24 protein-coding genes are annotated in these 26,790 nt (G+C 63.7%); 13 read left to right on the top strand and 11 right to left on the bottom strand.

Going from position 1 to position 26,790, the window contains the following annotated elements:
* Positions 1-17: 17 nt before the first annotated feature.
* The 5 genes from ACQ4WN_RS16800 to rfaE2 all read right to left on the bottom strand — a co-directional run bounded on the left by ACQ4WN_RS16800 (position 18) and on the right by rfaE2 (position 7,806).
* Positions 18-3,716: a tubulin-like doman-containing protein gene (locus tag ACQ4WN_RS16800; RefSeq protein ID WP_436552576.1), complete on the bottom strand. Its 3,699-nt coding sequence runs from the start codon at positions 3,714-3,716 to the stop codon at positions 18-20.
* A gap of 37 nt (positions 3,717-3,753) precedes the next feature.
* Positions 3,754-4,194, bottom strand: coding sequence for a hypothetical protein (locus ACQ4WN_RS16795; protein ID WP_436552575.1), 441 nt, complete (start codon positions 4,192-4,194; stop codon positions 3,754-3,756).
* 43 nt (positions 4,195-4,237) lie between these two features.
* Positions 4,238-5,713, bottom strand: a complete 1,476-nt coding sequence (locus ACQ4WN_RS16790) for a hypothetical protein (protein WP_436552574.1) — start codon at positions 5,711-5,713, stop codon at positions 4,238-4,240.
* A complete protein-coding gene (locus ACQ4WN_RS16785) occupies positions 5,710-7,164 on the bottom strand; it encodes a hypothetical protein (RefSeq protein ID WP_436552573.1) in 1,455 nt (484 codons plus the stop codon). The genes ACQ4WN_RS16790 and ACQ4WN_RS16785 overlap by 4 nt, the downstream gene beginning before the upstream one ends.
* A 159-nt stretch (positions 7,165-7,323) precedes the next feature.
* Positions 7,324-7,806 (bottom strand): D-glycero-beta-D-manno-heptose 1-phosphate adenylyltransferase, encoded by a 483-nt coding sequence (gene rfaE2 / locus ACQ4WN_RS16780; RefSeq protein WP_436552572.1) that lies wholly within the window; start codon positions 7,804-7,806, stop codon positions 7,324-7,326.
* A 220-nt stretch (positions 7,807-8,026) separates the two neighbouring features.
* Here rfaE2 and ACQ4WN_RS16775 point away from each other — a divergent pair, with 220 nt between their 5' ends.
* The 8 genes from ACQ4WN_RS16775 to ACQ4WN_RS16740 all read left to right on the top strand — a co-directional run bounded on the left by ACQ4WN_RS16775 (position 8,027) and on the right by ACQ4WN_RS16740 (position 13,298).
* Positions 8,027-8,959 (top strand): hydrogen peroxide-inducible genes activator, encoded by a 933-nt coding sequence (locus tag ACQ4WN_RS16775; protein WP_436552571.1) that lies wholly within the window; start codon positions 8,027-8,029, stop codon positions 8,957-8,959.
* 212 nt (positions 8,960-9,171) lie between these two features.
* Entirely contained in the window at positions 9,172-10,026 is an 855-nt protein-coding gene (gene ubiA, locus ACQ4WN_RS16770; RefSeq protein ID WP_436552570.1) for a 4-hydroxybenzoate octaprenyltransferase, read from the top strand.
* Positions 10,027-10,133: 107 nt separating this feature from the next.
* Positions 10,134-10,490, top strand: a complete 357-nt coding sequence (locus ACQ4WN_RS16765; protein ID WP_436552569.1) for an ElaB/YgaM/YqjD family protein — start codon at positions 10,134-10,136, stop codon at positions 10,488-10,490.
* Positions 10,491-10,557: 67 nt separating this feature from the next.
* Positions 10,558-10,944 (top strand): phage holin family protein, encoded by a 387-nt coding sequence (locus ACQ4WN_RS16760; RefSeq protein WP_096233852.1) that lies wholly within the window; start codon positions 10,558-10,560, stop codon positions 10,942-10,944.
* Positions 10,941-11,288: a hypothetical protein gene (locus ACQ4WN_RS16755; RefSeq protein ID WP_436552568.1), complete on the top strand. Its 348-nt coding sequence runs from the start codon at positions 10,941-10,943 to the stop codon at positions 11,286-11,288. Before ACQ4WN_RS16760 ends, ACQ4WN_RS16755 begins: the two co-directional genes overlap by 4 nt.
* A gap of 92 nt (positions 11,289-11,380) precedes the next feature.
* Positions 11,381-11,935 (top strand): DUF3455 domain-containing protein, encoded by a 555-nt coding sequence (locus ACQ4WN_RS16750; RefSeq protein ID WP_436552567.1) that lies wholly within the window; start codon positions 11,381-11,383, stop codon positions 11,933-11,935.
* A gap of 92 nt (positions 11,936-12,027) precedes the next feature.
* On the top strand, positions 12,028-12,585 hold the full coding sequence (locus tag ACQ4WN_RS16745) for a sigma-70 family RNA polymerase sigma factor (RefSeq protein WP_436552566.1): 558 nt from the start codon (positions 12,028-12,030) through the stop codon (positions 12,583-12,585).
* On the top strand, positions 12,582-13,298 hold the full coding sequence (locus tag ACQ4WN_RS16740; RefSeq protein WP_436552565.1) for an anti-sigma factor: 717 nt from the start codon (positions 12,582-12,584) through the stop codon (positions 13,296-13,298). Before ACQ4WN_RS16745 ends, ACQ4WN_RS16740 begins: the two co-directional genes overlap by 4 nt.
* Positions 13,299-13,322: 24 nt before the next feature.
* Here the strand turns inward: ACQ4WN_RS16740 and proC are convergent, their stop codons facing one another.
* The gene (gene proC, locus ACQ4WN_RS16735; protein ID WP_436552564.1) at positions 13,323-14,153 is read right to left on the bottom strand and encodes a pyrroline-5-carboxylate reductase; all 831 of its coding nucleotides are present in this window, start codon (positions 14,151-14,153) and stop codon (positions 13,323-13,325) included.
* A 29-nt stretch (positions 14,154-14,182) separates the two neighbouring features.
* Positions 14,183-14,884 (bottom strand): YggS family pyridoxal phosphate-dependent enzyme, encoded by a 702-nt coding sequence (locus ACQ4WN_RS16730; protein WP_436552563.1) that lies wholly within the window; start codon positions 14,882-14,884, stop codon positions 14,183-14,185.
* 70 nt (positions 14,885-14,954) lie between these two features.
* On the opposite strand from ACQ4WN_RS16730, the gene ACQ4WN_RS16725 reads away from it, so the two are divergent.
* The 4 genes from ACQ4WN_RS16725 to ACQ4WN_RS16710 all read left to right on the top strand — a co-directional run bounded on the left by ACQ4WN_RS16725 (position 14,955) and on the right by ACQ4WN_RS16710 (position 19,911).
* A complete protein-coding gene (locus tag ACQ4WN_RS16725) occupies positions 14,955-15,998 on the top strand; it encodes a type IV pilus twitching motility protein PilT (RefSeq protein ID WP_436552562.1) in 1,044 nt (347 codons plus the stop codon).
* A gap of 4 nt (positions 15,999-16,002) precedes the next feature.
* Positions 16,003-17,139: a PilT/PilU family type 4a pilus ATPase gene (locus ACQ4WN_RS16720; RefSeq protein WP_436552561.1), complete on the top strand. Its 1,137-nt coding sequence runs from the start codon at positions 16,003-16,005 to the stop codon at positions 17,137-17,139.
* Between the two features lies 1 nt (position 17,140).
* Positions 17,141-17,626, top strand: a complete 486-nt coding sequence (locus tag ACQ4WN_RS16715; RefSeq protein ID WP_436552560.1) for a glutathione peroxidase — start codon at positions 17,141-17,143, stop codon at positions 17,624-17,626.
* 185 nt (positions 17,627-17,811) lie between these two features.
* The gene (locus ACQ4WN_RS16710) at positions 17,812-19,911 is read left to right on the top strand and encodes a putative bifunctional diguanylate cyclase/phosphodiesterase (protein ID WP_436552559.1); all 2,100 of its coding nucleotides are present in this window, start codon (positions 17,812-17,814) and stop codon (positions 19,909-19,911) included.
* Here the strand turns inward: ACQ4WN_RS16710 and glcF are convergent.
* The 3 genes from glcF to ACQ4WN_RS16695 are packed head-to-tail and all read right to left on the bottom strand — an operon-like array spanning position 19,904 to position 23,716.
* A complete protein-coding gene (gene glcF, locus ACQ4WN_RS16705; protein ID WP_436552558.1) occupies positions 19,904-21,133 on the bottom strand; it encodes a glycolate oxidase subunit GlcF in 1,230 nt (409 codons plus the stop codon). The genes ACQ4WN_RS16710 and glcF overlap by 8 nt on opposite strands.
* 6 nt (positions 21,134-21,139) lie before the next feature.
* Complete coding sequence (glcE, locus tag ACQ4WN_RS16700; protein ID WP_436552557.1) at positions 21,140-22,210, bottom strand: glycolate oxidase subunit GlcE; 1,071 nt, start codon at positions 22,208-22,210, stop codon at positions 21,140-21,142.
* A 15-nt stretch (positions 22,211-22,225) separates the two neighbouring features.
* Positions 22,226-23,716, bottom strand: a complete 1,491-nt coding sequence (locus tag ACQ4WN_RS16695; protein WP_436552556.1) for an FAD-linked oxidase C-terminal domain-containing protein — start codon at positions 23,714-23,716, stop codon at positions 22,226-22,228.
* A 151-nt stretch (positions 23,717-23,867) separates the two neighbouring features.
* On the opposite strand from ACQ4WN_RS16695, the gene ACQ4WN_RS16690 reads away from it, so the two are divergent.
* A complete protein-coding gene (locus tag ACQ4WN_RS16690; protein WP_436552555.1) occupies positions 23,868-24,422 on the top strand; it encodes a cob(I)yrinic acid a,c-diamide adenosyltransferase in 555 nt (184 codons plus the stop codon).
* A 135-nt stretch (positions 24,423-24,557) separates the two neighbouring features.
* Here ACQ4WN_RS16690 and ACQ4WN_RS16685 read toward each other — a convergent pair whose 3' ends face one another.
* Positions 24,558-26,678 carry an FUSC family protein gene (locus tag ACQ4WN_RS16685; protein WP_436552554.1) on the bottom strand — a complete coding sequence of 707 codons (2,121 nt, stop codon included), beginning with the start codon at positions 26,676-26,678 and terminating at the stop codon, positions 24,558-24,560.
* Positions 26,679-26,790 lie beyond the last annotated feature (112 nt).

The raw sequence follows: 26,790 nt of genomic DNA, 5'->3' as shown, positions 1-26,790 counted from the left end.
CAACATCATTCCAGCGTTCACAGGGGCGGCGGCATCAACGGTGGCGGCGCGCTGAGGAACAAAGGCGCCAGCTCGGCGAACTGGACCAGGTCGACCCAGGCCGGCAAGCCGGCGCGCCACACCTTGGTGGTGCCTGGTGCGACCTGCCCCGCCTGCACGTACTGCACGATTTGCTGGGCCGTGAACGGTCCCTGCTGCTGGCCATTGATGCCCAGGAAATACTGGTGCTCCACCAGCGGCGGCGGCATGCCGCCTAGCGGTGGCGGCGCCATGCCAAAAACCGGTGCTACAGGGGCAGCCGGCGCGCCGGCCGGACGCAGCAATTGCTCCAACCGCCCCGCTTCCAGCATTTCTGGCTTGATCGCATACTTGAGGCGCGGCTGGCCGTCCGCTTCCGGCTCGCGCACTTCCCAGTCGTACGCATCGCTGTCGGAGTCGCCAATGACATTCGCCCATTCCTTCAGGCGGCCCAGCAGGGCTTGCACCGTGCGGTCGAGCTCATCGCTGGCCATGCCCTTGCGGCGCGCCGACTCGCGCAAACGCGCGCCCACCTCGGCGGAAATGGCGCTGCCAAAGCCGATATACGGCAGCTGCGAGCCATCGGCCTGCGCCACCAGCTTGGGCGCATACACGCCCCGTTCATAATATTTTGCCAGCGCCGCCAGGGCCGCCGTCTGCACAGCATCAAGCGCAGCCAATTTTTCTTCGATGCGCAAGGCGATATTTTTCTCGTACGAGGCGGGCATGCCGTTCTGGCGGATGGCCCGTTCATTGCCGATGCGGCGCAAGTCGCCCGGTTCGACGGCAAACTGGTACTGGCCCGGCGGCACGACCCGGCCAGTGTGGCGCGTCAGTATGCCCAGCATGATGGCTTGCAGGAATTCGCCGAAATCTTCCGCCAGGCGCTTCATTTCATCCGTGTTCGGTGCGATCGGGTGCGTGAATTGCGTCGGATCAATATGTGTATGGGTCGGCGCCTTGTCGTTGTCGCCCTCCTTGCGGTAACTGGTGCGCCAGCCTTCCAGGCCGCGCAGCACCGTCATCGGCACGCCGGCCAGTTCGCAATAGCAGACGGCGCGCCCACGGATGCCCGTTTCGACGATTTCCAGCTGGCTCACCGTGATGCCCACCTGGGTCGGCACGCACGATTCGAGCTCGGCGCCGAACTTCGCCTTGAAGGCGGCCGCGTTGGCCACGCCGATCACGCACTTGAACTGGTCCGACACGACCGTGAAATCGCCGGCCATATTGGCGTCGATCCATGGCATGGAGCAGGCCAGCAGCTTGCGGAAGCGGTCCAGGCGTTCGGACACATCCATCTGCTCGAGCGCCTCGAACAGGGGGTCGGGCGTACTCGTCGCGCCTTCCGCCAGGCCCGCCGTGGCGATCATGTTCTCGGCCATGCGCGTGACCTTGGCCAGGATCAAGCCCCGCTGCGCCGGTTCGCCCAGCATGGGGAACAGCGCTTTCGAGCCGCCCATGTCCTTGAACGCTTCATCGGCCCACTGGCGCAAAGTGGCTGCCGATGGCAGCGCAATGGCTTTTTCCGTGACGGGAATGACGATCAGGGTCGCGTGTTCCTTGTCCAGGTCCTTTTGCAGGATGGTATTGGCCGTTTTAAGTTCCGCCAGCATGGCCAGCACGCCTTCGCGCCCCGTTTGCAGCTCGCCCACCAGGCCATTCCACTGCGCGCGGCCCTGTCCATCGACGCCGACCCGGTTGCCCAGCCAGCGCGACAGTTCTCCCAGCAGGATGACGGACTCGTCCGCAGCCTTGGCGCGCAAATGGAATTTCAGGGCATTCGCCATTTCCGTGCGCAGATGGTCCATCACCACGCCAGCCTGCTTTTCGCCATTGCTGAGGAAACCGAAGGTGCTGCGCGTCTGTTCCAGGTTATTCAACAGGCGCTCGTATTCGCGCGAACGCACGGCTTCCTTGATTTCGCGGTAGCGCTCGGCATTCGCGCCGATCTGCGCCGTCAAGCCGCTGCCGGGCGCCTCGATGCGGTCCTTGATCTGTTCCACCAGCGACAGCACGTACTCCAGGCCGCCGAACTCTTTATTATCAAGATAGCCATACAGCTGGTCGCGCACGACTTTCTTGACGTCGTCGAGCACTTCGCGGCGGCGCTTGCTGATGCGGTCTTCCGTCGTATCGGCCGTGGAATCCTGGTCGCGCACGGCGTCGCGTTCCAGATGCTTCATGGCATCGCGCACCTGCGCCGGCCATTCGCTGCGGTCGAAACCCGTGCGGATATCGTTGATGCGCGTATTGACGCGGTTTTCCACGCCGGCCAGCAAGTGGCCGTGGCGGTCTTCCAGCAATTCGTCGACGACGCGGAAATCGATGAAGTCGCCGCTGGAGCGCTTCAGTTCGATGCTCTTGTCGGAAAATTCGGGGAAGTCGCTGAACGGCGTGCCCTTCAGGAACATATTTGCAGCGAGGAAATTATCGCGCTGCGTATCGGTGGCGCGGTTGGCGCCCGCATCCGTGCCGCCCACGCCAAAGAACGCTTGCAGCATGGCGCCGGCCCAGCGGTGAGCCCGCTCGTCGCGCGCCGCTTCCTGGCGCGTATCGAGCACGGCCATGCCGAACGAAGAAAAGCGCTTCGAGAAATACAAACGCATGTCGCCAAAGCGGTCTTGCGGCACGGGCGCGTTGTACAGGGAATTCTTGTGCTGCGCCTGGTTGACGGCGATCGAGCGCTTGGCGCGCGCAAAGTCGGCCGAGGCAAAATCCTCGAACAGGGAATCGGCCACCATGTGGTACACGTCGCTGACTTCCTTGGTGTGCTGCTGGGCAAGATTACCCGAATCGATGAGGTAAACCTCGCTGTACGGCTCGCGCGTCAGTTCCGGCCGGTCATACGCATCCCAGCGGCCCACATAGCCCTTGTTGCCCATCATCGCCGATTCCAGCTCCATCAGCGCCGCATAGCCGTTGGCCTCGACCCGGTCCTTGTTGGCCTTGGTGTAGCCGGTCGGCAGGAACAGCATCAGCTCGACGTCGGCCGCGCCCACTTCGCTGCGCGCCAGCCAGCGCGCCAGCAAGCCCATGTCCAGGAAGGAGCCGGAACCCGTGCCACCGGCCACGGAACCGACGATGACGATGCGGAAACGGTTCGTTTCCATGCGTAAACCCAGTTCGGCCAGCTGGCGCTCGTGCGACAGGCCCGCCTTCAGGGCTTTCAGTTTCAAACGGATCTTGTCGCGGATCTTCGCGTATTTGTCGAAGAAATACAGGCGCGAGACGGCGCGTATCTGGCCCGCGCCGCTGCTCATGTCGAAACGCAATTCGCGGATGCGCTGCGGCGTCAAGGGCAGCCATTCCTTGATGTGCGGATATTTCTCCAGAGAATCTTCATCGCGGCTGTACTTGTCCATGTCGAACGATTCGACCACCTTGTCATCGTCCGTGAACTTCACCTGGTCGAACTGCAAGTCTTTCGCCTGCGATTCGCCGCTTTCGATCACGGCGCCATTGTCCAGGTCGAAATGGATGAATTGCGCGATGGGAAAGTCCGCCAAGCCCTCGATGCGCGTGCGGTTGCCCGCGCCGCCCCACACGGTGTTGAGGATGCGCCGGCGCACGCGCATCAGCACCTGCATGCCCGTGCCGCCGATGCCGATGAACAGGGTCGGGCGCAGTTCGATGATCTTGTCCTGCTTGCGCTCGCTGGCGCCGCCGGTAATGGTTTGGTTCAGGTTCTCTGCCATGGTGATTCCTTCGATGATGCGTACGACGGCGTGCGGCTTAGCGACGGCTCGATGTAAAGGTCAACAGTAACGCGACCAGGCCCACCAGCACCAGCGGTCCCATGAACAGTGGCGCGAGGAATTTATGCGCGTTCACGGCCGCCAGCACCACGCCTGTCGCCAGGCTGGCCAGGAAGATGAACAGCCACCAGCCCGAGGCATTGGCCTTGTTGGGCGGCACGCGCTTGGCTACCAGGCCATTCGCATAGGCATTCTTGGCAAAGAAAAAGGCGATGAACAGCAGCAACAGCACCACGCCGCCGACCAGGGTGTCGCGCGACGAGGTATCGGTCGTGCTGGCAGGATCAAGCGCGGGCGCCGGTTCGGTCGTTGCGGTGGTAGCGGACGCTGGTGCGCCCGGCGCATCGGCGGCCGGCGGCGCAGACGCCGGGGCCGGCAGGGTAAAACCTGTATTGTCTTTTGGAGTATCTTGCGCCATGGTATGCCTCTGTGTAATGGAAGATTTTTTAAAGAATGGTTGTTCAGGCCAGGCTCAAGGCATGGCCTTCGGCCACGCGCACGACGGTGGGCTTGCCCAGGCCCCGCTTGAGTTCGCCGATATCGCGGCCGTCATCATCGCGGATCTGCACGCTTTTGAATGGCTTCAATAACACTTGCCGCTGCACGCCGTCGGCCATCACCTTGTAGCGCGTGGCGCGCGTGCCGAGCAGGCCCAGCGCCAGCAAGCCCAGCACGAGTGCCAGGACGCCACCCAGTATCACCAGCACGGGCAGCAGCGGATACTGTATGCGCACCAGCAACGGTATCGTCGCCTGTGAAGCGCGCACGCTGTCGGGCGGCGTGAACATGCTAGATATCGGGTCGCCAGGGAACAGTTCCTGCAAATCCTTGCCAAAACTGGACGCCAGCGCCAGCCGCTGTTCCGACAGGCCCACCTGCGCCTGCATGGGCAGCATCACCTGCTTGCCCATGGCGGCAATCGCCTGCGCCGACCACGGCGACGGGATCTGCGCCATCGGCAGGGCAAACTGTACCTGCACGGACTGGCTGGCGCCCGGCTGCAACTGGTGGATTTGATCGGGTGCAACGTGCAGGGGTGCGTTCTGCCCGGCCAGGCTGGCATGCACTTTGGCGCTGTCGATCACATACGGGAAAAACATATTTTGCAGCGACGCCTGCAGCACCACTTGCGGCACCAGGTTCACCGCATCGACGTCGAGCACGATGGTGCGGCCATCGCGGCCCAGGCTGGCGTGCACATGGTCGCTGTTCTTGACGGACTGCGGCACGATGCGCACGGCATCCTGGTCCACCGGTTTCAGGCGCGCGGGCGGACGCGTCAGCACTTGCGACAGCCGGCCTTCGGCCAGGATGCGGTTCAGGGCCTCGGACGCCGGCTGGCCATACGCGAGCGCATACACCATCAAGCCCTTGGCGCTGTACAGCTTGCCCTGCACGGGCATGCGCAGCGGAAACACCAGCGTCTTGGTGATCGACGGCTCCAGGTGCAGCAAGCGGTAAAAGTCGCGGTTGCGTTCGGCCGTCTGGCTGTCGTTGTTTGGACTGTTCTTGTTATTGGTAAAGATCCACACGATGCCGGACGCGGACTGGAACGGCCCCGTGATGGTTTTTGTGACGGCTTCCTGGAAATCCGTGTCGGCCAGTGCGCCGCCATTGCCCTTGCGCGCCAGGCCCAGACTGGCCAGCTGACCCGCCACGCCCCCGCCGCCCTGCCCTTGCCCCAGCAGCGACGGCGACACGTGCGCGCCGCTGCTCTGGCTGAACGCCAGGGTATAGACTTTATCGGACGGGTTCGTGGCAGCCTGCGCCACGGCGCCCACCAGGGCTTTCAGTTGCGAATGCTCATCCGTGTAGAACGGTTCCATCCAGCCCGAGTTTTGCACCAGAAACGCTTGCTGGATGCCCGCGGCCTGCACACCGGCTGCACTGAATAAAGATAGAGCGGCGCAGGCCACGCTCAGTAAGCGCGCCTTCATGCCTGCAAGGTCCAGCCATCGATATCCAACAGTCGCAGGTGGTACGCCCACAGCATGCGTTCATGAACAAACAGGCGTACGCGCCACGGCTCGCTGACGGCAAAGGTGTGAAACACGGTTTCGCGTAATTCATCGTCCTGCACCAGCTGCGCCGCCAGGCGCTCGTTCGAGCGCAGCACGCTGGACAGGCCGGCGCTGGTGGCAAACTTCACGCCAAAGACGCTGTTGCCAGTACTCGATTCCAGCAGCGGCATGACAGCCTGGTTCTTGCCGCCATCGTCGCCGTGTTCCGGCTCTTCCCACGGCGCCGTTTTCAGCTTGGTGGCGAAGCGGTAATTGAAACTGCCCGAACACAGGCGCGGCGCCAGCGCATCGGCCATCTCGACCTGGCCACCCAGTTTGACATACACATAGGTGTCACGGCGGCTTGCAAAGCACAATTGCCACAGGCCACCGTCACGCGACAGGTAGGGGCTGCCGAATTCAAAGCGCGGCACCAGCCCTTCGGGCCAGGGCGTGAACGAGGCGGCCACGTTACCATCGGGCTGCAGCTGCAGCCGCAGCTGGCCGTTGGCACAGGGCCACACGGCCATGCGGTTGTAGGCCACGGGGGTGCTGACGGCACCCAGGTCCACCACGCCGTCAAGCAGCACATCGCTGCCCGGCTTTTGTTGCGCATCAAGGTTGACGAAGCGGATGCGGCCATCGGCATCGCGCAAGGGCGCCCACAGACGGTTCTGGAACCAGACGGGCGCGGCCGCGCACGGCCCGTCGCCCACATGCTCGACCACGTAGCTTAACGAAGGCACGTCGGGACGGATGCAGGCCAGGCCATGGCTGGTCGGCAAGATCAGCACGCTGTTGAACTCCGGCACCAGCTCGGCACGCCATGCGTCGTAGGTCAGGTCAGATTCGGCCAGCAAGCCACCATACTCGGGGTCCAGCGCCTGCCAGCGTTTCGAGGCGGGCAGCCAGGCGTGCAAGACGGCCTTGCGCGGGTCGAGCGCCAGCAGTGCGGCGGCGCTGGTGCCGAACTGGGCGGAAAAGAATTCGTAATCGCCCGGCGGCGGCATGGGCAGCCGGGCGTCGGCTTGGGCATGCTCTTCACGCGCGCGCTGGTCGGCCAGTTTCAGGGGCACGCTGGCTTGGCGCAAGCCGGCCGCGCCAGCCGGCGGCACATCGCTGACGGGAAGCGCACCGTAGGGCGGCACCCAGGGCGGCGTGGCAGCCGTGTCGGGTGGCATTTGCAAGGCCGCGCCGGAGGCGGGGTCGAACGAGAATTCAGGCGGAAACTGCCGCACGGGCGCGCCGGCGGCAGCGGGCAGGCGCCGCGCATGCATCAGCAGGCCGATATCGGCAGGGCTCAGCAAGGGCGAGACGTTCTGGCCGTCCGCGCTGCGCTGCATGGTCCACGCGCCATCGTCATCGACGTACCAGACGCCAGAGGGCACTGCCCAATCCCCAGAAGTTTTAAGATCCATGTATTTTCTATGACAAGCAATGCATATCAGACGGTGTAACGTGTGCTGGGGCTGACGCAACGAGGTCGCAACCCTGGCAGTTCGCATAGTAACGTCTTTTTATCTGTATGGAAACATTGACAGCGTTCCTCAGCCCTGCTGCGTCCGCACTTTCGTCAACAGCTTGGTGGTCGAGCGGTCGTGTGCGAAATCGATGGCCACGGCCTGGCCGCCATACGCCAGCACGGCCTTGCCTTCAGGGATGGCCGCCATGTCGTAGTCGCCGCCCTTGGCATAGATTTCCGGCGCGATCTCTTGCACCACTTCCAGGGCGCTGTCTTCCGAGAACGGCACCACCAGGCTCACCGCTTCCAGCGCGGCCAGCACGGCCATGCGGTCTTCGCAACTGTTCAGCGGACGGTCGTCGCCCTTGCCCAGGCGTTTCACTGAAGCATCAGTATTCACGGCCACCACCAGCGAGGCGCCAAGCGCACGCGCCTGCGCCAGATAGGTCACGTGGCCGCGGTGCAGAATGTCGAACACGCCATTCGTCACTACCACCGGTTTCGGCAGGGCCGCGGCGCGTGCACGCAGTTCGTCACGGCCGCACAGTTTGTTTTCAAAATCAGGCATGGATATCTCTTGTTGGGTTAAATATGGTCACGACATGGTCACGCTGAGGCGTGACTATCGCCTTGCATGCCGCCGCCAGCGCCGGCAGCCCTCTGCCTTCGCTGCCCGACTCCGCATTATAGGGGGCGATCCGCTACAATACGCCACAGGCGCCACAGTTTCACGTTTGCGCCACCTTTCATTCATTGCAAGTAAGCACTTCCTGTGTTTCAATCCAACTATGACACTGACTGAACTGAAATATATCGTTGCAGTCGCGCGAGCGAAACATTTCGGCCATGCTGCCGAGGCTTGCTTCGTGGCCCAGCCCACCTTGTCAGTGGCTATCAAGAAACTCGAAGACGAACTGGGCGTGGTCCTGTTCGAACGGGGCGGTGCGGAAATCTCCGTCACGCCCCTGGGTGCGCAGATCATTGCGCAAGCCGAACGCGTGCTGGAACAGACGGCCGCCATCAAGGAACTCGCCAAGCAAAACAAGGACCCGCTGGCCGGCCCCCTGCGCCTGGGCGTGATCTATACGATCGGCCCCTACCTGCTGCCGCCGCTGGTCAAGGCCATGATAGACCAGGTGCCGCAAATGCCTTTGATCTTGCAGGAAAACTTCACGGTTCGACTGCTCGAATTGCTGCGCCAGGGCGAACTGGACGTGGCCATCATGGCCCTGCCCCTGCCCGAACACGGCATGGCCATGCAGGAACTGTATGACGAACCGTTCGTCGTGGCCATGCCGCGCCAGCATCCATGGACGGCGCGCGCGCGGATCGCCGCGCAAGATTTGAAATCGGAAACCATGCTGCTGCTGGGTAATGGCCACTGCTTCCGCGACCAGGTGCTGGAAGTGTGCCCCGAAATGGCGCGCTTTTCCTCGCCCGGCAACGGCATGCAGCGCACGTTTGAAGGTTCCTCGCTGGAAACCATCCGCCACATGGTGGCCAGCGGCATCGGCCTGACGGTCTTGCCGCGCGCCTCCGTGTCCAATATGCATGCCACCGAAGGCATGCTCGAATACCGGCCATTCGCCGACCCCGTGCCATCGCGCAGAGTGGTGATGCTCTGGCGCAAGAGTTTTACGCGCAAGGCCGCCATCGATGCCCTGTGCGCGGCCATCGCCAGCTGCGACTTGCCCGGCATTTCCCCCTTGTGCGACGATTAGGAACACCTAACCAAACCTACTGCGCGTCGCGATTTGCGGCCTGCGATGCTCACTGTGCATTCGCACAGCTCCGCTTCTCAACCACAACTCACTTCCGCTCGCTACGGTTTTGTTAGGCGTTGTTACTGTGACTCTATGCTACCCGTCAAAATAGTACATTGACATACTATTTGCGATAATCGACCTTTCTCTTCAACAAGATCGAGTCTTCCATGAACAAGCTGGCGCTGTATTTCCGCCTGATACGGCTGGACAAGCCTATCGGTACTGTATTGCTGCTGTGGCCTACCCTGTGCGCGCTGTGGCTGGCGCAGCAGGGCGTGCCGGACTGGCGGTTGCTGCTCATCTTTACCCTCGGCACTTTCCTGATGCGTTCGGCTGGCTGCGCCATCAACGACTACGCCGACCAGGATATCGACAAATTCGTCAAGCGCACGGCGGACCGCCCCATTACCAGCGGGCGCATCAGTGGCAAGGAAGCGCTGGCCGTGGCCGGCGTGCTGACTGTGCTGGCCTTTTGCCTGATCCTGCCCTTGAATGCGCTGACCAAGCAGCTGTCGGTGGCCGCCGTCATCATCGCCGGCACCTACCCCTACTTCAAGCGCTTCTTTGCGATTCCGCAAGCGTATCTGGGCATCGCCTTTGGCTTCGGCATTCCCATGGGCTTTGCCGCCATCACGGATTCCGTGCCCGTCGTCGCCTGGCTGCTGCTGCTGGGCAATGTCTTCTGGGCCGTGGCCTACGACACGGAATACGCGATGGTCGACCGCGACGACGACTTGAAAATCGGCATCAAGACTTCGGCCATTACGTTTGGCCGCTACGACGTGGCCATCGTCATGTTCTGCTATGCCGTTTTCCTGCTGCTGTGGCTAGCCTGCGGCTGGTACCTGGGCTTGCGTTACTGGTTCGTCGCGGGTCTGGTAGTTGCAGCCGGCTGCGCCGTTTATCACTACACCCTGATCCGCGCACGCGAGCGTATGCCGTGTTTTGCGGCATTCCGGCATAATAACTGGCTAGGAGCAGCGGTGTTTGCGGGCGTGGTGCTGGACTTTGCTTTCCGTTAATCAATGATCTTGCGCCGCGGCAACGCTTGAGGCGGCGCAAGACATGCCTGGCCGCAGCTGCCTACACTGGTATTTCACTGTGCAGTTTCACTTCCATGAGGTAATACATGAGCTCGATACATACCGGAAAATCCAGCAGCGACAGCATCCTCGCCGACGCCGACAAGGCCCGCGACAAACTGGTCGGCGACCTGAAGACCGTCATCAATGAAGCGGAAGGCTGGCTCGATGGCGCCAAGGATCAGACGGGCGAGAATGTCAAAGCCGTCAAGGACAAGTTCATCGCCACCCTGGAAACGGCCAAGAAAGACTTGATCAAGCTGGAAGAAGACTTGCTCGAACGCACCAAGAAGGCGGCCAAGGCCACCGACGAATACGTGCAGGACAATCCATGGAAAGCCGTGGGCGCGGGCGCCGTCATTGGCGTGCTGTTCGGCCTGCTGCTCTCCTCGTCACGCCGCTAGATAGTACCAACGTAGTACCGACACAGTACCGACGGCGCAGGCCGTTTCATGACGCGAAAGGCAGCATATGGCTATCGTGCACCATGTCGCCCAAGTCGCAGCGACTCTCGCCGCCATCGTCCAGACCCGTCTGGCCCTGGCGGCCGTGGAAATGGAAGAAGAGTCGCTGCGCTTCCTGTCCTATCTGGCGCTGGCCATGCTGGCACTGCTGTGCCTGTTTGTCGGCCTGGTGCTGCTGGTCTTCCTCGTCATCGTGCTGTTCTGGGACACGCACCGCATCGCCGCCATCGCCATCACGGCCGCCGTCTTCATCGCGGCCGCCCTCGCTACCCTGCTGGGTGTGCGCGCCAGCTTCCGCAGCAAGCCGAAACTGCTGTCCTTCACACTTTCCGAACTGAACAAAGACCTGGATGAGCTGCAACTGCTGGCGCGCCGGGAATCGGAGCGGCCATGACCACGCATCCCACCAAACTGTCGCATGTCCACACGGCCGCCAGCCTGTCGCAGCGGCGCGACGCACTGCTGGCCGAATGCGCGCTGCAGCGCCTGGCCCTGGGCGTGCAGACGCGCCAGTTGCTGGAACCGTTGACGGGCAGCAATCTGCGCCATACCCTGGCCACGCACTTCAAGATTCCCCTGATGCTGGGCGGCGCCGCGCTGGGCCTGCTGCTGGTGCGCCCGCGGCGTTTCCTGCCCCTGCTGCGGGCCAGCGGCGCGCTGCTCAAGCACGCCACGACCGCCCTACCCGTCGTGCTGGCGCTGGCGCAGCGTTTCAGCAAGAAAGACACGCCTCCTTAAATATTTTTGCCTGGATGCATCCAAATGGCAGGCCCATGCGTAGTAATGGTATCAACCAACCGGTTGAGCCAATCCGCTACCAGGAGCCTGCCATGCACGTCATCACTACCCACCACGCCTTTCCCACCCTCACTGTGCTGGGCGCCGCCTTGCTGCTGAGCGCCTGCGCCCCCATGAGCGCGCGCTACTCGCAGGAACAATTGCCGAACGCCGTTAAGGTGCCCGATGGCCATCAAGTTGCCATGCAGACGGTGGGCGTGGGCAAGATCGCCTACGAATGCAAAGCCAAAAAAGACATGACGGGCCATGAATGGGTCTTCGTGGGCCCGGATGCGGCCCTGAACGACCGCAGCGGCATGCAAGTGGGCACGTATGTCGGTCCGCCTGCGACCTGGGCCAACCTGGACGGTTCGAAAGTGACGGCGACGCAAGTGGCCGTGGCGCCCGCCGGCGCGGGCAATATCCCGTATCAACTGGTGAAAGCCAACCCCGCCACGGGCAGCGGCGCCATGCAGGGCGTCAGCTACATCCAGCGCGTGGCCACCAGCGGCGGCGTGGCCCCGGCAGCGCCGTGCGGCATGGACACCGTTGGCGTCAAGCAATGGGTGCCCTACCAGGCCGACTACATCTTCTGGAAAGCAGCATAAATCAGTGAAAACGACGGTTGGCAAGCTGGTTTCTGGCCTATACTCGGCATTAAAAACTTGCTAACCGTTAACTACCGACGATTGTGCCAACCTTGCCAGCCCAAGCTACTCCCTTCGATTACGATGCCGCCCTGCGCGCCTGCGCCAGGGGCGAGCAGCAAGCCTTGCACGGCCTGTACCAGCAAGAAAGCCGCTATCTGCTGGGCGTGGCCCTGCGCATCGTGCGCCAGCGGGCACTGGCCGAAGACGTGCTGCACGACGCCTTCCTCAGCATCTGGCGTCGCGCCGGCAGTTTCGACGCCACGCGCGGCAGTGGCAAGGGTTGGATCTATGTGGTGGTGCGGCATCAGGCGCTGAACGTGGCGCGCGCCCGCGCCCATGAAGTATCGGCCGACGAGGATACCGTGGAAACCCTGCTGCACGAACGACAAGGCCATGATGCCGGCGACGCCTACGCCCTTCAGGCGGACATGGGCAAGCTGCACGATTGCCTCGGCCACCTGGACGAATCCAAACGCAATAGCATCCTGTACGCTTACGTGGATGGCTGTTCCCACAGCGAAATCGCGCAGCGCCTGCAGGCGCCACTGGGAACCGTCAAAGCCTGGGTAAAGCGGGGCCTGGCCGCCTTGCGGGAGTGCATGGGATGATAAATAACGACGAGCAATTGCAAAGGCTGGCCAGCCAATACGTGCTGGGCACTTTGGCGCTGACCGAGCGCGCGGATGTGGAACAGCGCTTGCCGCGCGAGCCGGCATTACGCGATGCCATCGATGCCTGGGAACAACGTCTGCTGCCATTGACCACGCTGGCACCGCCCGAAACGCCCTCGGCGCAACTGTGGCCGCGCATCAGCGCCAGCCTGTTCACGCCGAAAGCCGTGCAGCAGGCGGGCGGCTGGCAAGCGTGGTGGAACAGCCTGGCTTTCTGGAGAATACTGGCCGGCGGCGGCCTGGTGGCCACGGCAGCGCTGGCCGTGCTGGTCACGGTGCAACTGCAAGCACCAAGCGGGCCCGGCTACCTGGTGGTGCTGGTGGCGCCGCAGGATAAATCGCCGGGCTGGATCGTGCAAGCGGGCGGACGCGGCGGCAAGAACCGCGACCTGAGCCTGATCCCGTTGGGCCCGACCGCCGTACCGCAGCAAAAAGCCCTGCAATTCTGGACCAAGGGCAAGGACTGGGGCGCACCCGTCTCGCTGGGCCTGGTCAAGCCGGGGCAATCCGTCAAGTTGACATTGGACAAGCTGCCGCCGCTGCAGCAGGAGCAACTGTTTGAAATCACCCTGGAGCCGGCAACGGGCTCGCCCACGGGCAGGCCGACGGGGCCGGTGCTTTACATAGGCCGCGCGGTCAAGGTGATCTGATTACTTGCCCACTTATTTACCTACTCATTTACCTAACTCCTCGCCCATCTCGCGCCCGCGCTGCGCGGCCGCCTTGATGCCCTTGACGATGGCCGCCTTGACGCCGCTCTCTTCCATACTGGTCAGTGCCGCATACGTGGTGCCACCCTTCGACGTGACGCGCTCGCGCAACAGCGACACGGGTTCGCTGGAGTTCGCCGCCAGCTGCGCCGCGCCCGTAAAGGTGGCAATCGCCAGCTGCGTGCCCTGCTCCGGCGTCAAGCCCAGTTCGGTGGCCGCCTGCTGCATCGCTTCGATAAAGTAAAACACGTAGGCGGGACCGCTGCCGGACACGGCCGTGACAGGGTCGATCTTCGCCTCGTCGTCGAGCCAGACGGTCTGGCCGACGGCGCGCAGGATGGCGTCCGCCGTCTTTTTCTGTTCCTCGCTGACACCGCTGCTGGCCACCATGCCCGTGATGCCCATGCCGATCAGGGCCGGCGTGTTCGGCATGCAGCGCACGATGGCAGGGTAGTCACCGAGCCAGCGCGACAGGTCTTGCGCGCGGATGCCGGCGGCGATCGACAGGACCAGCGGCGCCCGCTCCCCGTCGAGGAAGGGTAGCAACTGCGCCGCCACTTCGCGCATGCTTTGCGGTTTGACTGCCAGCACGATCACGTCCACGCCACGCAGCGCCTCGCCGGCGGAAGGTGCCGTCGTGACGCCGAATTGCGCCTGCAATTTTTCCAGCGCCGGCGCATGCGGGTCGATCACGTGGATGTTGCCGCCCAGGGTCAACTTGCCGGCCAGGCCGGCGATCAGCGCCGCGGCCATGTTGCCGCCGCCCACAAATGCGATATTCAATTCTGTCGTCATGGCTGTACTTTCAAAAAATTCAGGAATAATCAGGAGTAATTCCGGGAACCGAAGATGGCACTGCCCACGCGCACGATGGTGGCACCTTCCAGCACGGCGGCACGCAAGTCGGCCGACATGCCCATCGACAGGGTATCGAGCGCCAGCCCTTCAGCCTTCAATTGTTCGTACAGTGCGCGCAATTGCGCAAACGCACGGCGCTGAAGGGTGACATCCGTTTCCGCTTCGGGAATGGCCATCAGGCCGCGCAAGCGCAAGCGGGGCAGCTGCGCCACGGCGCGTGCCAGCGCCGGCAATTCAGCCGGCGTCACGCCGCTCTTGCTGGCCTCGCCGCTGATATTGACTTGCAGACAGATATTCAGGTCCGGCAAGCCGGCAGGGCGCTGTTCGGACAGGCGCGCGGCGATCTTTTCCCGTTCCACCGTGTGCACCCAGTCGAAATGTTCGGCGATGGGGCGCGTCTTGTTGCTCTGGATAGGACCGATGAAATGCCAGACGGGTGCGCCTTGCGGCAGCGCAAGCTGGACGGCGGCGATCTTGTCGAGCGCTTCCTGCAGATAATTTTCGCCAAACGCTGACTGCCCCGCGCGCATGGCTGCCAGCACGGCATCCACGCCGAAGGTCTTCGAGACGGCCAGCAGGGTCACGTCGGCCGGCGCGCGCTGCGCGTCAGAGGCGGCCTGCGCAATACTCTCGCGCACGGCTTGCAAGTTCTGTTCGATTGTGGACATAATCATTTTCTAGTGTATAGGGGCGGCGGCACAGTGCGCCAGCCCATCAATGCAGGCACAGGGATTATAAATGGACATCTCCGAATTACTCGCTTTCTCCGTCAGCAACAAGGCTTCCGACCTGCACCTGTCTTCCGGCCTGCCGCCGATGATACGCGTCCATGGCGACGTGCGCCGCCTGAACGTGGCCCCGCTCGAGCACAAGGACGTGCACAGCATGATCTACGACATCATGAACGACAGCCAGCGCAAGGTCTATGAAGAAGCGCTGGAATGCGATTTCTCATTCGAAATTCCCGGCCTGGCCCGCTTCCGCGTCAACGCCTACAACCAGGAACGGGGCGCTTCGGCCGTGCTGCGCACGATTCCCTCGAAAGTGCTGACCCTGGATGAACTCAATGCCCCACGCATCTTCGGCGAGCTGGCCATGCGCCCGCGCGGCCTCGTGCTGGTGACGGGCCCGACCGGTTCCGGCAAGTCGACCACGCTGGCGGCCATGGTGAACCACGTCAACGAACGCCTGAACCACCATATTCTCACCATCGAAGACCCGATCGAATTCGTGCATGAGCCAAAAAAATGCCTGATCAACCAGCGCGAGGTGGGTTCACACACGCATTCGTTCAGCAATGCGCTGCGCTCGGCGCTGCGCGAAGACCCGGACGTGATACTGGTGGGCGAATTGCGCGACCTGGAAACCATCCGCCTGGCGCTGACGGCGGCCGAAACGGGCCACCTGGTATTCGGCACCCTGCACACGTCGTCGGCGGCAAAATCGATCGACCGCATCATCGACGTCTTCCCCGCCGAGGAAAAGGAAATGGTGCGCGCCATGCTGTCCGAATCGCTGCAAGCCGTCATTTCGCAAAACTTGCTCAAAACCAAGGATGGCAGCGGCCGCGTGGCCGCGCATGAAATCATGCTGGCCACGCCAGCCGTGCGCAACCTGATCCGCGAAGCGAAAGTGGCGCAGATGTATTCAGCCATCCAGACGGGCAGCAATGTGGGCATGCAGACGCTGGACCAGTGCCTCTCCGACCTGGTGCGGCGCGGCACGATTTCCGCAGAAGCGGCCCGCGCGGCCGCCAAATCGCCTGAAAATTTCCCCGGATAGACCTATGCAGACGACGCACGAACACTATGGCGCCATGCACGCGCTGCTGGCGCAGATGCGCGCACGGGGAGGCTCGGACCTGTTCATCACGGCAGGCTTTCCTGCCGCCATCAAGCTCGATGGCAAGCTGACGCCGCTGGCGGGCACCGCGCTCGATGCGCAGCAGGCGGCCGGCTACGTACGCGCTGTCATGAACGCGCGCCAGGCGGCCGAGTTCGACGCCAGCCGCGAAGCCAATTTTGCCATCAGCCCGGAGGGACTGGGGCGCTTCCGCGTGTCCGCCTTCGTGCAGATGGGCCAGGCAGGCATGGTCTTGCGACTGATCAATACCGCCATCCCCACCCTGGATGCGCTGGGCTTGCCCGCCATCCTGCAAGACATCGTGATGAGCAAGCGGGGCCTCGTCATCATGGTGGGCGCCACGGGCTGCGGCAAGTCGACCACCCTGGCGGCGATGGTGGGCCACCGCAACGCACACAGCCACGGCCACATCATCACCATCGAAGACCCCGTGGAATTCATCCATCCGCACGGCAACTGCATCGTCACCCAGCGCGAAGTGGGCGTCGATACGGACGACTGGGCCACGGCCCTGAAAAACACCCTGCGCCAGGCGCCCGACGTGATACAGATCGGCGAAATCCGTGACCGCGACACCATGGACCACGCCATCGCGTTTGCCGAGACGGGCCATCTGTGCCTGGCAACCTTGCACGCGAACAACGCCAATCAGGCGCTGGACCGCATCATCAATTTCTTCCCCGAAGAGCGACGCCAGCAGCTGCTGATGGATTTGTCGCTCAATTTGAAGGGCATGATTTCGCAGCGATTGATCCCCAACAAGGAGGGCGGCGGGCGCAAGGCGGCGCTGGAAATCCTGCTCAATTCGCCGCTGATGAGCGAGCTGATCTTCAAGGGCCAGGTGCACGAAATCAAGGAATTGATGAAGAAATCGCGCGAGCATGGCATGCAGACCTTTGACCAGGCCCTGTTCGACTTGCACGAAGCGGGCGCCATCAGCCATGAAGATGCGCTGCGCAACGCGGACTCCGTCAACGACCTGCGCCTGGCGATCAAACTCAAGGGCACGACGGCACCCGCAGCTGCGCCGGCAAACGCCACCACACTGGGACTGCTCTGACATGAGCAGCATCCACGATTTTCAGGCCGAGGCGCTGGACGGCACGCCCGTCGATCTGGCGCAATACCAAGGCAAGGTGCTGCTGATCGTCAACACGGCCAGCGCCTGCGGTTTCACGCCGCAATACCAGGGCCTGGAAGCGCTGTACCGCGAATATCAGGAGCAAGGCCTGGTCGTGCTGGGCTTTCCCTGCAATCAATTCCGCCAGCAGGAACCGGGGGCCAACGCAGAAATCGGCGTCTTTTGCGAAAAAAACTTCGGCGTCACCTTTCCCCTGTTTGCCAAGGTCGATGTGAATGGCCCGCATGCCCATCCCCTGTTTGCGCAATTAAAACAGGCGGCACCCGGCATATTGGGCACGCAAACGATCAAATGGAATTTCACCAAGTTTTTGGTGCGCAGGGATGGCAGCGTATTTCGCCGCTACGCGACGGCCACCAAACCGGCCAGCCTGGCGGCCGATATTCGGCAATTGCTACAGGAATAGCAATGCGATACTTATGATTTATAACAACAAACGCTGAAATCAATCAATCTGTATTTATTTCATGCTTGATATCAATATTGTGTTTCCAATAGCAAATTTCGGTGATAATGTTGACATAATTATTCGTAGATATCGATCAAAAAACGATGCCAGTCTTTGGGAAAATAATATCTTCATGGATGCGGATGGGCATTTATTCCCGTCTATTCATTCCTATTTTCTTCCTCATACTCGCCGTTTCCGCTATCCGCTATCACGCCCTGCTCGGTACAGAAACGGCGCTGGCCAACGCGCGCTACCAGAGCGATGCCCGGCAACTCGACCTGTTCCTGGCCAATAGCGTGCTGCCGCTGAGCGTGCACACGAACAGTCACGCGACACACGACAGCGTGCGCCAGGTGCTGCGCAGCGCCCTGCCGCTGAACCGCAGCCTCGCCTCCGCGCACTGGGATACCCCTGGCGGGCATGTCGAAGTGCTGGCCGACAAACCGCTGGCCGACAGCGTGCCCGCCTGGTTCACGCGCCTGGCCGGCATCACAGCTATCCGCAGCCGCTTGACGGTGGCGCTGCCGGACGGCGGCGACGGCATCCTCTCCCTGCACTACACGCCCGGACTTCCCCTGGCGCAGGTATGGCACCGGGTGCGCGAGCAGGCCATCCTCAGCACCATTAATATCGCGCTGGTCTTCCTCCTGCTGGGCTTGATCCTGGCGTCGCACCGCCGGCTGCTGGCGCGGTTCGTGCACGCGACCGATCGTTTCCGCGAAGGCAACTTCGCCGTGCGCCTGGCAGCCGGCGTCACGCCCGAAGCGCAAGCGGTGTCGAACTCGTTCAACAGCATGGCGGGCGATGTCGAAGAGCTGCTGACGTCGCTGAAAACCAGCCAGCACCAGCTGGGCGAACAGCTCAACGAAACCGTGCACATGCAGCAGGCGCTGCAAAAACTGTCATGGCAAAACTACAATGATGTGCTGACAGGCTTGCCCAACCGCGCCGCGCTGGCCGCCCGCTTCGAACAGGAAATGTTTCTGGCGCGCGAACGCCAGCGCCTGCTGGCCGTCTGCCTGTTCGACCTCGACCACTTCCAGGCCATCAACGACCGCTACGGCGCCGAGGCAGGCGATGAAATCATCAAGCAGGTGGCGGGCCGCTTGCACAGTTTTACAAGCCAGGTCCACTACGCGGCGCGCCTGGGCGGCGATGAATTCGTCTTGCTGCTGTGCGGCCAGGCCAGCATCGCCAGCATCGAACAGAACGTCACTCAATTGATGCAGGAACTGAGCCGCCCCTACCAGTGCGACCAGCAGGCGCTGCACATGACGGCCAGCGTCGGCATCGCCGTCTATACGGGCAAGGACTTGAATACGGAAAGCCTGCTGCGTCATGCCGACCACGCCGTCTACCAGGCGAAATTGACGGGGCGCAACCAGTACCACTTCTTCGACACCAATCTCGATGAAGAAGTGCGTACCCAGCACAACCAGCGTACGGAAGTGCGCCAGGCCCTGATCAACGGCGAACTACGGCTGTACTACCAGCCCAAGGTGAACATGCGCGCCGGCACGGTAGTGGGCATGGAAGCGTTACTGCGCTGGCAGCATGCGCGCCGCGGCGTGCTGGCGCCCGCGCAATTCCTGCCGCTGGTGGAGCAGACGGACCTGATCATCGACATCGGCGAATGGGTGCTGCGCCAGGCCCTGTGGCAGATGCAGCGCTGGGTGGCTTGCGGCGAGCACTGGGTGGTCAGCGTGAATATCGCGGCACGCCACTTCCAGCGACCCGACTTCGTCTCGCGCCTGGAAACCATCCTCGGCGAATTTCCCGGCGTGTGCGCCAGCATGCTGGAACTGGAAATCCTCGAATCGTCAGCCCTGCACGACATCGAAGACGTGCGCCGCATCATCCGCGCCTGCCAGGCGCTGGGCATCACGTTCGCGCTCGACGATTTCGGCACCGGCTACTCGTCGATGTCGTATTTGAAGCGCCTGCCGGCGAATATCGTCAAGATCGACCAAAGCTTCGTGCGCAACATGCTCAACGACCACGACGACTTGCACCTGGTGCGCGCCGTCATCGGCCTGGCCCGTTCATTTTCCCTGACAGTCATCGCCGAAGGCGTGGAAAGCGTCGAGCATGGCGCGCGCCTGATCCAGCTGGGCTGCGACCTGGCGCAAGGCTACGGCATCGCCCGCCCGATGCCGGCCGACGCCGTGCTGGAGTGGGCAGCCAACTTCGTGCCGGCTCCCCAATGGCACATGGCGCAGTACAGCGAGATACCTATTTGACGGGCGTCAAAGCCGAATCGATCAACTCGATCCAGTGCCGCACGGGCGTCTGCGTGCCCGATTGCAGGTGGCTCAGGCAGCCGATATTGGCTGACACAATCTCATCGGGCTCGCATGCTTCCAGGTTCGCCACCTTGTTGTCGCGCAGCTGCTGCGACAGGGCCGGCTGCAAGATCGAATACGTGCCCGCCGAACCGCAGCACAGATGGCTGTCGGCGCACAGGCGTACGTCGACGCCGACGGCGCGCAGCACCTGCTCCACCTTGCCGCGGATTTGCTGGCCATGCTGCAGGGTGCAGGGCGGGTGATACGCCACTTTTTTCAGTATGCGCCCCTTCAGCTGCGCCACCAGCTCCGCTTCAAACGCCGGCATGATCTCGGACAAATCGCGCGTCAGTGCGGCGATGCGCCGCGCCTTCTCCGCATAGTTGGCGTCGTGTGCCAGCAGATGGCCATATTCCTTCACCGTGGCGCCGCAGCCGGACGCCGTCATGACGATGGCTTCGGCGCTGTCGACATACGGCCACCATGCGTCGATATTGCGGCGCATGTCGTCCAGCGCCGCTTCCTGGTCGTTCAGGTGATGGCGCAGCGCGCCGCAGCAGCCGGCCTTCGGCGCCACGATCAATTGCACGCCCAGCGCATCGAGCACGCGCGCCGTGGCCGCGTTGATGTTCGGCGACATGGCCGGCTGCACGCAGCCGTCGAGCAGCAGCATGGTACGCGCGTGCTGGCGCGCAGGCCATACACCGGCAGCGGCGCCGGGGCGCAGCTTGTCTTGCAAGCTTTTTGACAGCAAGGGCCGCAGCGCCTGTCCCGCCTTGTACACGGGCGTAAACAGCCAGCGGCGCGGCAAGGCTTCCTTCAGGGCGAAACGCCAGGCCCGTTCGCGCAAGGGGCGCTGCACGCGCTGCTCGACGACGTTGCGGCCGATATCGACCAGGCGTCCGTATTGCACGCCCGAGGGACAGGTCGACTCGCAGTTGCGGCAGGTCAGACAGCGGTCCAGGTGCGTCTGCGTCTTGGCCGTGACGGGTGCGCCTTCAAGCACTTGCTTGATCAGGTAAATGCGTCCGCGCGGGCCATCGAGTTCGTCGCCCAGCAACTGGTAAGTGGGACAGGTGGCCGTGCAAAAGCCGCAGTGCACGCAGGCGCGCAGGATGGCTTCGGCTTCGTCGCCTGCCGGCGTATTCTTGATGAAATCAGCGAGATTGGTTTGCATGCGCGCTCAATACATTCTGTGCGGGTTGAAGATGCCGGCAGGGTCGAAAGCCTGCCGCAGGCGCTGGTGGATGGTGGCCACGGCCGGCGCCAGCGGGTGGAACACGCCCACGGCCTTGTCGCCGCCGCGGAACAGGGTGGCGTGGCCCCCAAGCGCAGCCACCGCCTGGCGAATGTGCCGGGCGCTGTCGGCGTCGGCGTCGCCATCGAGCTTCAGCCAGCGCTGTGCCCCGCCCCACTCGATCAGCTGGCGCCCCTTTAAAATCACGGCGGTGGCGTGCGGCGGCAGAGATAAGCGCCACAGGCTACCCGCGCCCGCAAAGAAAGCGTGCGTCTGCTCACGCACGGCCAGCCAGAAGGCGGCCGCGTCATCGGCTGCCAGCAGTTCGCCGCCCAGCGTGCGCAGCGCCGCCGACACGGCTGCCTCGGCGCCGGACAGGCGCACCGTCAGCACGCCGTCATGCCAGCAGCTGGCGGAGATCGGCAGCGGCTTGCCCGCCCATTCATTGAGCAGGCGCAAGGCCGCGATTTCCGCGCACGCCACGCGAAACGTCGCTTCGCGCAACGGCAAGGGCAGCACCTTCAGCGACACTTCCAGGATCAGGCCCAAAGTGCCCATGGAACCCGCCAGCAGGCGCGAGACATCGTAACCGGCCACGTTCTTCATGACCTGCCCGCCAAACGCCAGGCATTCGCCATGACCATCCATCAGCACGGCGCCCAGCACAAAATCACGCAGCGCGCCCGCGCTGGCCCGGCGCGGCCCGGACAGCGCACTGGCGACGACGCCGCCCACCGTGGCTTTCGATCCGAAGTGCGGTGGCTCGAAGGCCAGCATCTGGTTGCGCGCGGCCAGCGCCGCCTCGATGTCCGCCAGCGGCGTGCCGCAGCGGGCCGTGATCACCAGTTCCGTCGGTTCATAGTCGATGATGCCCGCATACGCGCGCGTGTCGAGCACCTCGCCTTCGAGCTGCTGGCCATACCAGTCTTTCGTGCCGCCGCCGCGCAGGCGCAAGGGCTTGCCCGCCGCGCTGGCCGCCAGGATGGTCTGCCTGAATTGTTCCACGATTGCTTGCAAGGGGGTCTCCGGCGGTTAAAAACGGGGCAGGTTGGCGAACGGCAGGCGTCCCGCCGTCACATGCATCTTGCCGAATTCGGCGCAGCGGTTCAAGGTGGGTATCGCCTTGTCCGGGTTCAGCAAGGTGTGGGGATCAAACGCGCGCTTGACGGCGAAGAAGGCATCGAGTTCGGCGCGCGTAAATTGCACGCACATGGAATTGATCTTTTCCATGCCCACGCCATGTTCGCCCGTGATGGTGCCGCCCACGGCCACGCACAGGGCCAGGATGTCCGCGCCAAATGCTTCGGCGCGCTCGAATTCACCGGGCTGGTTGGCGTCAAACAGGATCAGCGGGTGCAAATTGCCATCACCCGCGTGGAACACGTTCGCGCAGCGCAAGCCATGCGTCGTTTCCATGCCGGCGATGCCCGTCAGGACTTCCGCCAGTTTTTTTCGCGGGATGGTGCCGTCCATGCAGTAGTAGTCGGGCGAGATGCGTCCCGCCGCGGGAAAGGCGTTCTTGCGGCCGGACCAGAACTTCATGCGCTCCGCTTCCGACTGCGAGACGGCGATGGCGCTGGCGCCCGCCCCTTCCAGCACGGCCGTCATGCGGGCGATTTCCTCTTCCACCTCCTCGTGCGTGCCATCGGCCTCGCACAGCAAAATGGCCGCCGCGTCGGTGTCGTAGCCGGCCTTGACGAACGGTTCGACCATGCGCGAGGAGGTCTGGTCCATCATTTCCAGGCCGGCCGGGATGATGCCGGCGGCGATCACGTTGGCCACGGCATTGCCACCCGTGACGACGTCGCCGAACGAGGCCATGATGACACGCGCCGTAGCAGGTTTCGGTATCAGCTTGACCGTCACTTCCGTGACGATGCCCAGCATGCCTTCGGAGCCGATGAAGACGGCCAGCAAGTCGAGGCCGGGCGAGTCCAGGCATTCGCCACCCAGTTCCAGCACGTCGCCAGCGATGGTAACAACGCGCACGCGCAGCACATTGTGCACGGTCAAGCCGTATTTCAGGCAATGCACGCCGCCCGAGTTTTCCGCCACGTTGCCGCCGATGCTGCAGGCGATCTGCGAGGACGGGTCGGGCGCGTAGTACAAGGCGTAGGGCGCCGCCGCTTCGGAAATGGCCAGGTTGCGTACGCCCGGCTGCACCACGGCCGTGCGCGCGTAGGCATCGAGGCGCACGATGCGGTTCAGGCGTGCCGTCGACAGCACCACGCCGTCGGCGATCGGCAAGGCGCCGCCCGACAAGCCCGTGCCGGCGCCGCGCGGCACGATCGGCACCTTCAGTTCCCGGCAGACGCCGAGGATGGCGATGACCTGTTCTTCCGTGTCTGGCAGGGTGACCACCATCGGCAGCTGGCGGTAGGCAGCCAGACCGTCGCACTCATACGGGCGCGTATCTTCGGCGTCGGACAGCACGCAGCGGGCCGGCAGCACGGCCAGCAGGGCCGCGACGACGGTTTGCTGGCGCGCGGCGGTCAATCCGGATTCAGGGGCAGCATTGAGCATAAGATGGGGGCAAAAAGGCATGGGCGTGCAACGATTGTAAGCACAAAAGTGGCACGCAGCGCATTTTTTGTCCGATTTGCAGCCAAATCTGCGGCCAGGCGGCGCACAGTGTCGTATGCTGCTCGCATTCTTCTTTGACAGGATCCGCATCATGGGCAACCGACTTTCGAAAATCGCCACGCGCACGGGCGACAATGGCAGCACCGGCCTGGGCGACGGCAGCCGCACCAGCAAGGACAGCGCGCGCATCCACGCCATGGGCGATGTGGACGAACTCAATTCCACTATCGGCTTGCTGCTGTGCGAAGCCATGCCCGACGCCTTGCGCGAGGAGCTGGTAGCCATCCAGCACGACCTGTTCGACCTGGGTGGAGAAATCTGTATCCCCGGCTACCAGCTGATCAAGGAAGAGCACGTGCTGCGCCTTGATGATTTGCTGGCGAAATACAATGCGGACTTGCCGGCCCTGAGTGAATTCATCTTGCCTGCCGGTTCGCGCGCCGCCTCGCTGGCGCATGTGTGTCGCACCGTGTGCCGCCGCGCCGAGCGCAGCATCGTCACGCTGGCCAATGCGGAAACCCTGCACGCACATCCGCGCCAGTACGTGAACCGCCTGTCCGATTTGCTGTTCGTGCTGTCGCGCGTGCTGAACCGCTTTGCCGGCGGCAGCGACGTGCTGTGGCGGCATGACCGCACGCGCGGCTAACGCCGCCAGCGCTGCATTCTTTAGCGCCGCCCCATCACGCACCACGCTGCCCTGCCCTGCCCGATATCCATACTGCCAGCGCTAAATGAGAACAATGCGTCATGGCAGTCATCACAGGACAGCGTACGGCTGCCCCTAGTCTGCGGCCTGCATCAATTTTTGCGGCACCCCTTGCGCTTGAACTTCGACTTGAACATGCTCGCGCAGCAAGCCGCGCAGCAACTGCACCTGGGCCACGGCATCGGCTTGCAGCGGGGTCAGGCTGTGGGCAACGCACGGACCAGGCGTGCTGGCATCGGCCGCACCGCGCAGCAAGGTATCGATTTCCCCGCTGACCTCGGCAATCCAGCGTTGCAATTCGGGCGGCGCCGGCTCAGCCTGGGGACTCAAACTGATGCGCGCCGTGCTGCCCGCCACGCGGCGCAGCAGCGGCAAGGTGCGCAGCGCCGCCAGGCCCACGCCGCTGCTGCGGTCCAGGCGGCGCTCGATGCGCAGGCGTTGCAACACTTGTTCCGCGTTATTGCTGGCCAAGCCCGCCTCGCGGCGCAGGCGCGCGATGGCGCTATCCCAGCGTCCGCCAGCCGCCAGCACGGCCAGCAGGTATTTCAGGTTGGCCGACACGGCTTTCGCCAGGCGCTGATCGAGGTCGTCCGCCTCGCGGTCCGGCCACAGGAAAAACGTGGCCAGCAGGGCCAGCATGCAACCGAGCACATTGTTGCCCAGACGGCTGGCGGCATACACCATCTCGCTGGCCGGCGCCGCATAGTCGGCCACCAGCACGAAGGCGGGCGTCATGAACAGCACGTGCAGGCTGTAGCTGACTCGGCGCAAGGCCATGGTAGCGACGATCAGAGGAAACACCACCAGCGAGATTGCCAGCGGCGTGTGGACGGCCAGGCCGATCAGCACAGCCAGCACGGCGCCCAGAACGCTGCCCGCGACGCGCTCGATACCGCGCGGCCAGGTGGTCGACACGGATGGCTGCAAGATCAGCAAGGTCGCCATGGTGGCCCAGTAGCCGAACGGAATGTGTAGCGCCTCGACCAGCAGGAAACCGGCCGTCGTCGCCAGCGACACGCGCGCTGCGTGGCGCCAGCTCAGCGACTGTGGCGTGGCGTTGACTTTCGCCGTTTGCCATGCCTGCCCCAGCGCCAGGAAAGCCGCTTCGCGCCACGGCAACTGCGTCGCGCGCGGCAAGCCCAGTTCCATGAATTCCACGTTCAGGCGCAGCGGCAGCAAGGCGCCCAGCGCCGCTTCCAGGCGCCGTCCGCACGCCGCCAGGCGGCGCTGCAGAGCCAGGGGTGGCGTTTCCGGCTGGCGCTGTACGCTCTGCCCCAGGCGGCGCAGCAGCACGGCCATCACTTCCAGGCTGCGCCGCGCGCGCGGGTCCTGACGCAGGCGCTGCTGCTCGCGCTCGCACGTATGCGTGACAGCGATCAGATAGGCGAAGATGCGCTCGGCGTCGCTAAGCGCCAGCAGCAAGTTGTCGTACAGGGCGCTGCGGCCAGCGCGCGCGGGCGGCACGGCGGCTAGCGCCACGCGCGCAGCTTCCAGCGCGGCGCGCGCCTGCGAACGGTAGCTGGCGCCATGCGCGGCAGCGTCCGGCAACGCGGGGCCTTGCGCCAGGAAACGCGCATTGTCGCGCGCAATGCCGGCCAGGCGCGAATACGCGGCGCGGATGACGCGCCTGCTTGGGCCGAACGGGTGGATGCGCCAGACGGTAAAACTGAGCACGGTGGCGAACAGGCAGCCAAACATGTACAGCCCCAGGAAAGGCGCCGTCTGCGTCATCGACTCAAGCGGGTGCGTGACCATCACCACGCAGGCCGTGGCCGCCAGGATGGCCACTTGTCCCGTGGCCGCGCCCCAGATGCGCGCCAGCGCGCCGGCCCAGGAAAACAGCAGCACGGCGATGGCCGCCGCCGCCACGCCATGGCCGGCCGCCAGCGCCGTCAGGCCGCCGGCGACCGTCGACAGCAAGCCAAAGCCCAGCATCGAGACGAAGCGCATGCGCCGCGTGCCGGCCGCGTCGGCCAGGCAGGTCCAGAAGGCGCCGATGGCGGCCCAGGAAAAATCGGGGTTGTCGAACAGCAGACCCAGCAGCAACATGGCGCTGGAGGCGCAGGCGGCCCGCAGCCCCTCGGACAGATTCGTTTCGTCGATGGCCAGCGTGACCATCCACAGGGGACGGCGCTGCGCCAGCTTGTCGGTATAGGCGTGCATGCCCGTCAGCCAGCGGCCGGCCAGTGCACGCAAACGGCGGTGGAGTTTCCTGAAATGCAAGGTGGACTTTGAGAAGGTATCAAAGCGACATCGTAGCATTCCCGGGCGAAAAATGTTGCAGTGCAGCGTAAAATTCCTGCGCGCA

Source organism: Janthinobacterium pasteuri, assembly GCF_051380775.1.
Taxonomy (GTDB): domain Bacteria; phylum Pseudomonadota; class Gammaproteobacteria; order Burkholderiales; family Burkholderiaceae_D; genus Janthinobacterium.
Note: the sequence above shows the minus strand (reverse complement) of the source record. Positions and strands in the feature narration are given on the sequence as shown.

What these genes read in the sequence shown, in the direction of transcription:
- rfaE2 (WP_436552572.1), bottom strand. Translation starts at nt 7,806, where the DNA reads ATGCCTGATTTTGAAAACAAACTGTGCGGCCGTGACGAACTGCGTGCA.
- ACQ4WN_RS16725 (WP_436552562.1), top strand. Translation starts at nt 14,955, where the DNA reads ATGGACATCTCCGAATTACTCGCTTTCTCCGTCAGCAACAAGGCTTCC.
- ACQ4WN_RS16710 (WP_436552559.1), top strand. Translation starts at nt 17,812, where the DNA reads ATGGGCATTTATTCCCGTCTATTCATTCCTATTTTCTTCCTCATACTC.
- ACQ4WN_RS16750 (WP_436552567.1), top strand. Translation starts at nt 11,381, where the DNA reads ATGCACGTCATCACTACCCACCACGCCTTTCCCACCCTCACTGTGCTG.
- ACQ4WN_RS16755 (WP_436552568.1), top strand. Translation starts at nt 10,941, where the DNA reads ATGACCACGCATCCCACCAAACTGTCGCATGTCCACACGGCCGCCAGC.
- proC (WP_436552564.1), bottom strand. Translation starts at nt 14,153, where the DNA reads ATGACGACAGAATTGAATATCGCATTTGTGGGCGGCGGCAACATGGCC.
- ACQ4WN_RS16790 (WP_436552574.1), bottom strand. Translation starts at nt 5,713, where the DNA reads ATGAAGGCGCGCTTACTGAGCGTGGCCTGCGCCGCTCTATCTTTATTC.
- ACQ4WN_RS16715 (WP_436552560.1), top strand. Translation starts at nt 17,141, where the DNA reads ATGAGCAGCATCCACGATTTTCAGGCCGAGGCGCTGGACGGCACGCCC.
- ACQ4WN_RS16720 (WP_436552561.1), top strand. Translation starts at nt 16,003, where the DNA reads ATGCAGACGACGCACGAACACTATGGCGCCATGCACGCGCTGCTGGCG.
- ACQ4WN_RS16730 (WP_436552563.1), bottom strand. Translation starts at nt 14,884, where the DNA reads ATGTCCACAATCGAACAGAACTTGCAAGCCGTGCGCGAGAGTATTGCG.
- ACQ4WN_RS16695 (WP_436552556.1), bottom strand. Translation starts at nt 23,716, where the DNA reads ATGCTCAATGCTGCCCCTGAATCCGGATTGACCGCCGCGCGCCAGCAA.
- ACQ4WN_RS16740 (WP_436552565.1), top strand. Translation starts at nt 12,582, where the DNA reads ATGATAAATAACGACGAGCAATTGCAAAGGCTGGCCAGCCAATACGTG.
- ACQ4WN_RS16760 (WP_096233852.1), top strand. Translation starts at nt 10,558, where the DNA reads ATGGCTATCGTGCACCATGTCGCCCAAGTCGCAGCGACTCTCGCCGCC.
- ACQ4WN_RS16775 (WP_436552571.1), top strand. Translation starts at nt 8,027, where the DNA reads ATGACACTGACTGAACTGAAATATATCGTTGCAGTCGCGCGAGCGAAA.
- ACQ4WN_RS16795 (WP_436552575.1), bottom strand. Translation starts at nt 4,194, where the DNA reads ATGGCGCAAGATACTCCAAAAGACAATACAGGTTTTACCCTGCCGGCC.
- ACQ4WN_RS16800 (WP_436552576.1), bottom strand. Translation starts at nt 3,716, where the DNA reads ATGGCAGAGAACCTGAACCAAACCATTACCGGCGGCGCCAGCGAGCGC.
- glcF (WP_436552558.1), bottom strand. Translation starts at nt 21,133, where the DNA reads ATGCAAACCAATCTCGCTGATTTCATCAAGAATACGCCGGCAGGCGAC.
- ACQ4WN_RS16765 (WP_436552569.1), top strand. Translation starts at nt 10,134, where the DNA reads ATGAGCTCGATACATACCGGAAAATCCAGCAGCGACAGCATCCTCGCC.
- ACQ4WN_RS16690 (WP_436552555.1), top strand. Translation starts at nt 23,868, where the DNA reads ATGGGCAACCGACTTTCGAAAATCGCCACGCGCACGGGCGACAATGGC.
- ubiA (WP_436552570.1), top strand. Translation starts at nt 9,172, where the DNA reads ATGAACAAGCTGGCGCTGTATTTCCGCCTGATACGGCTGGACAAGCCT.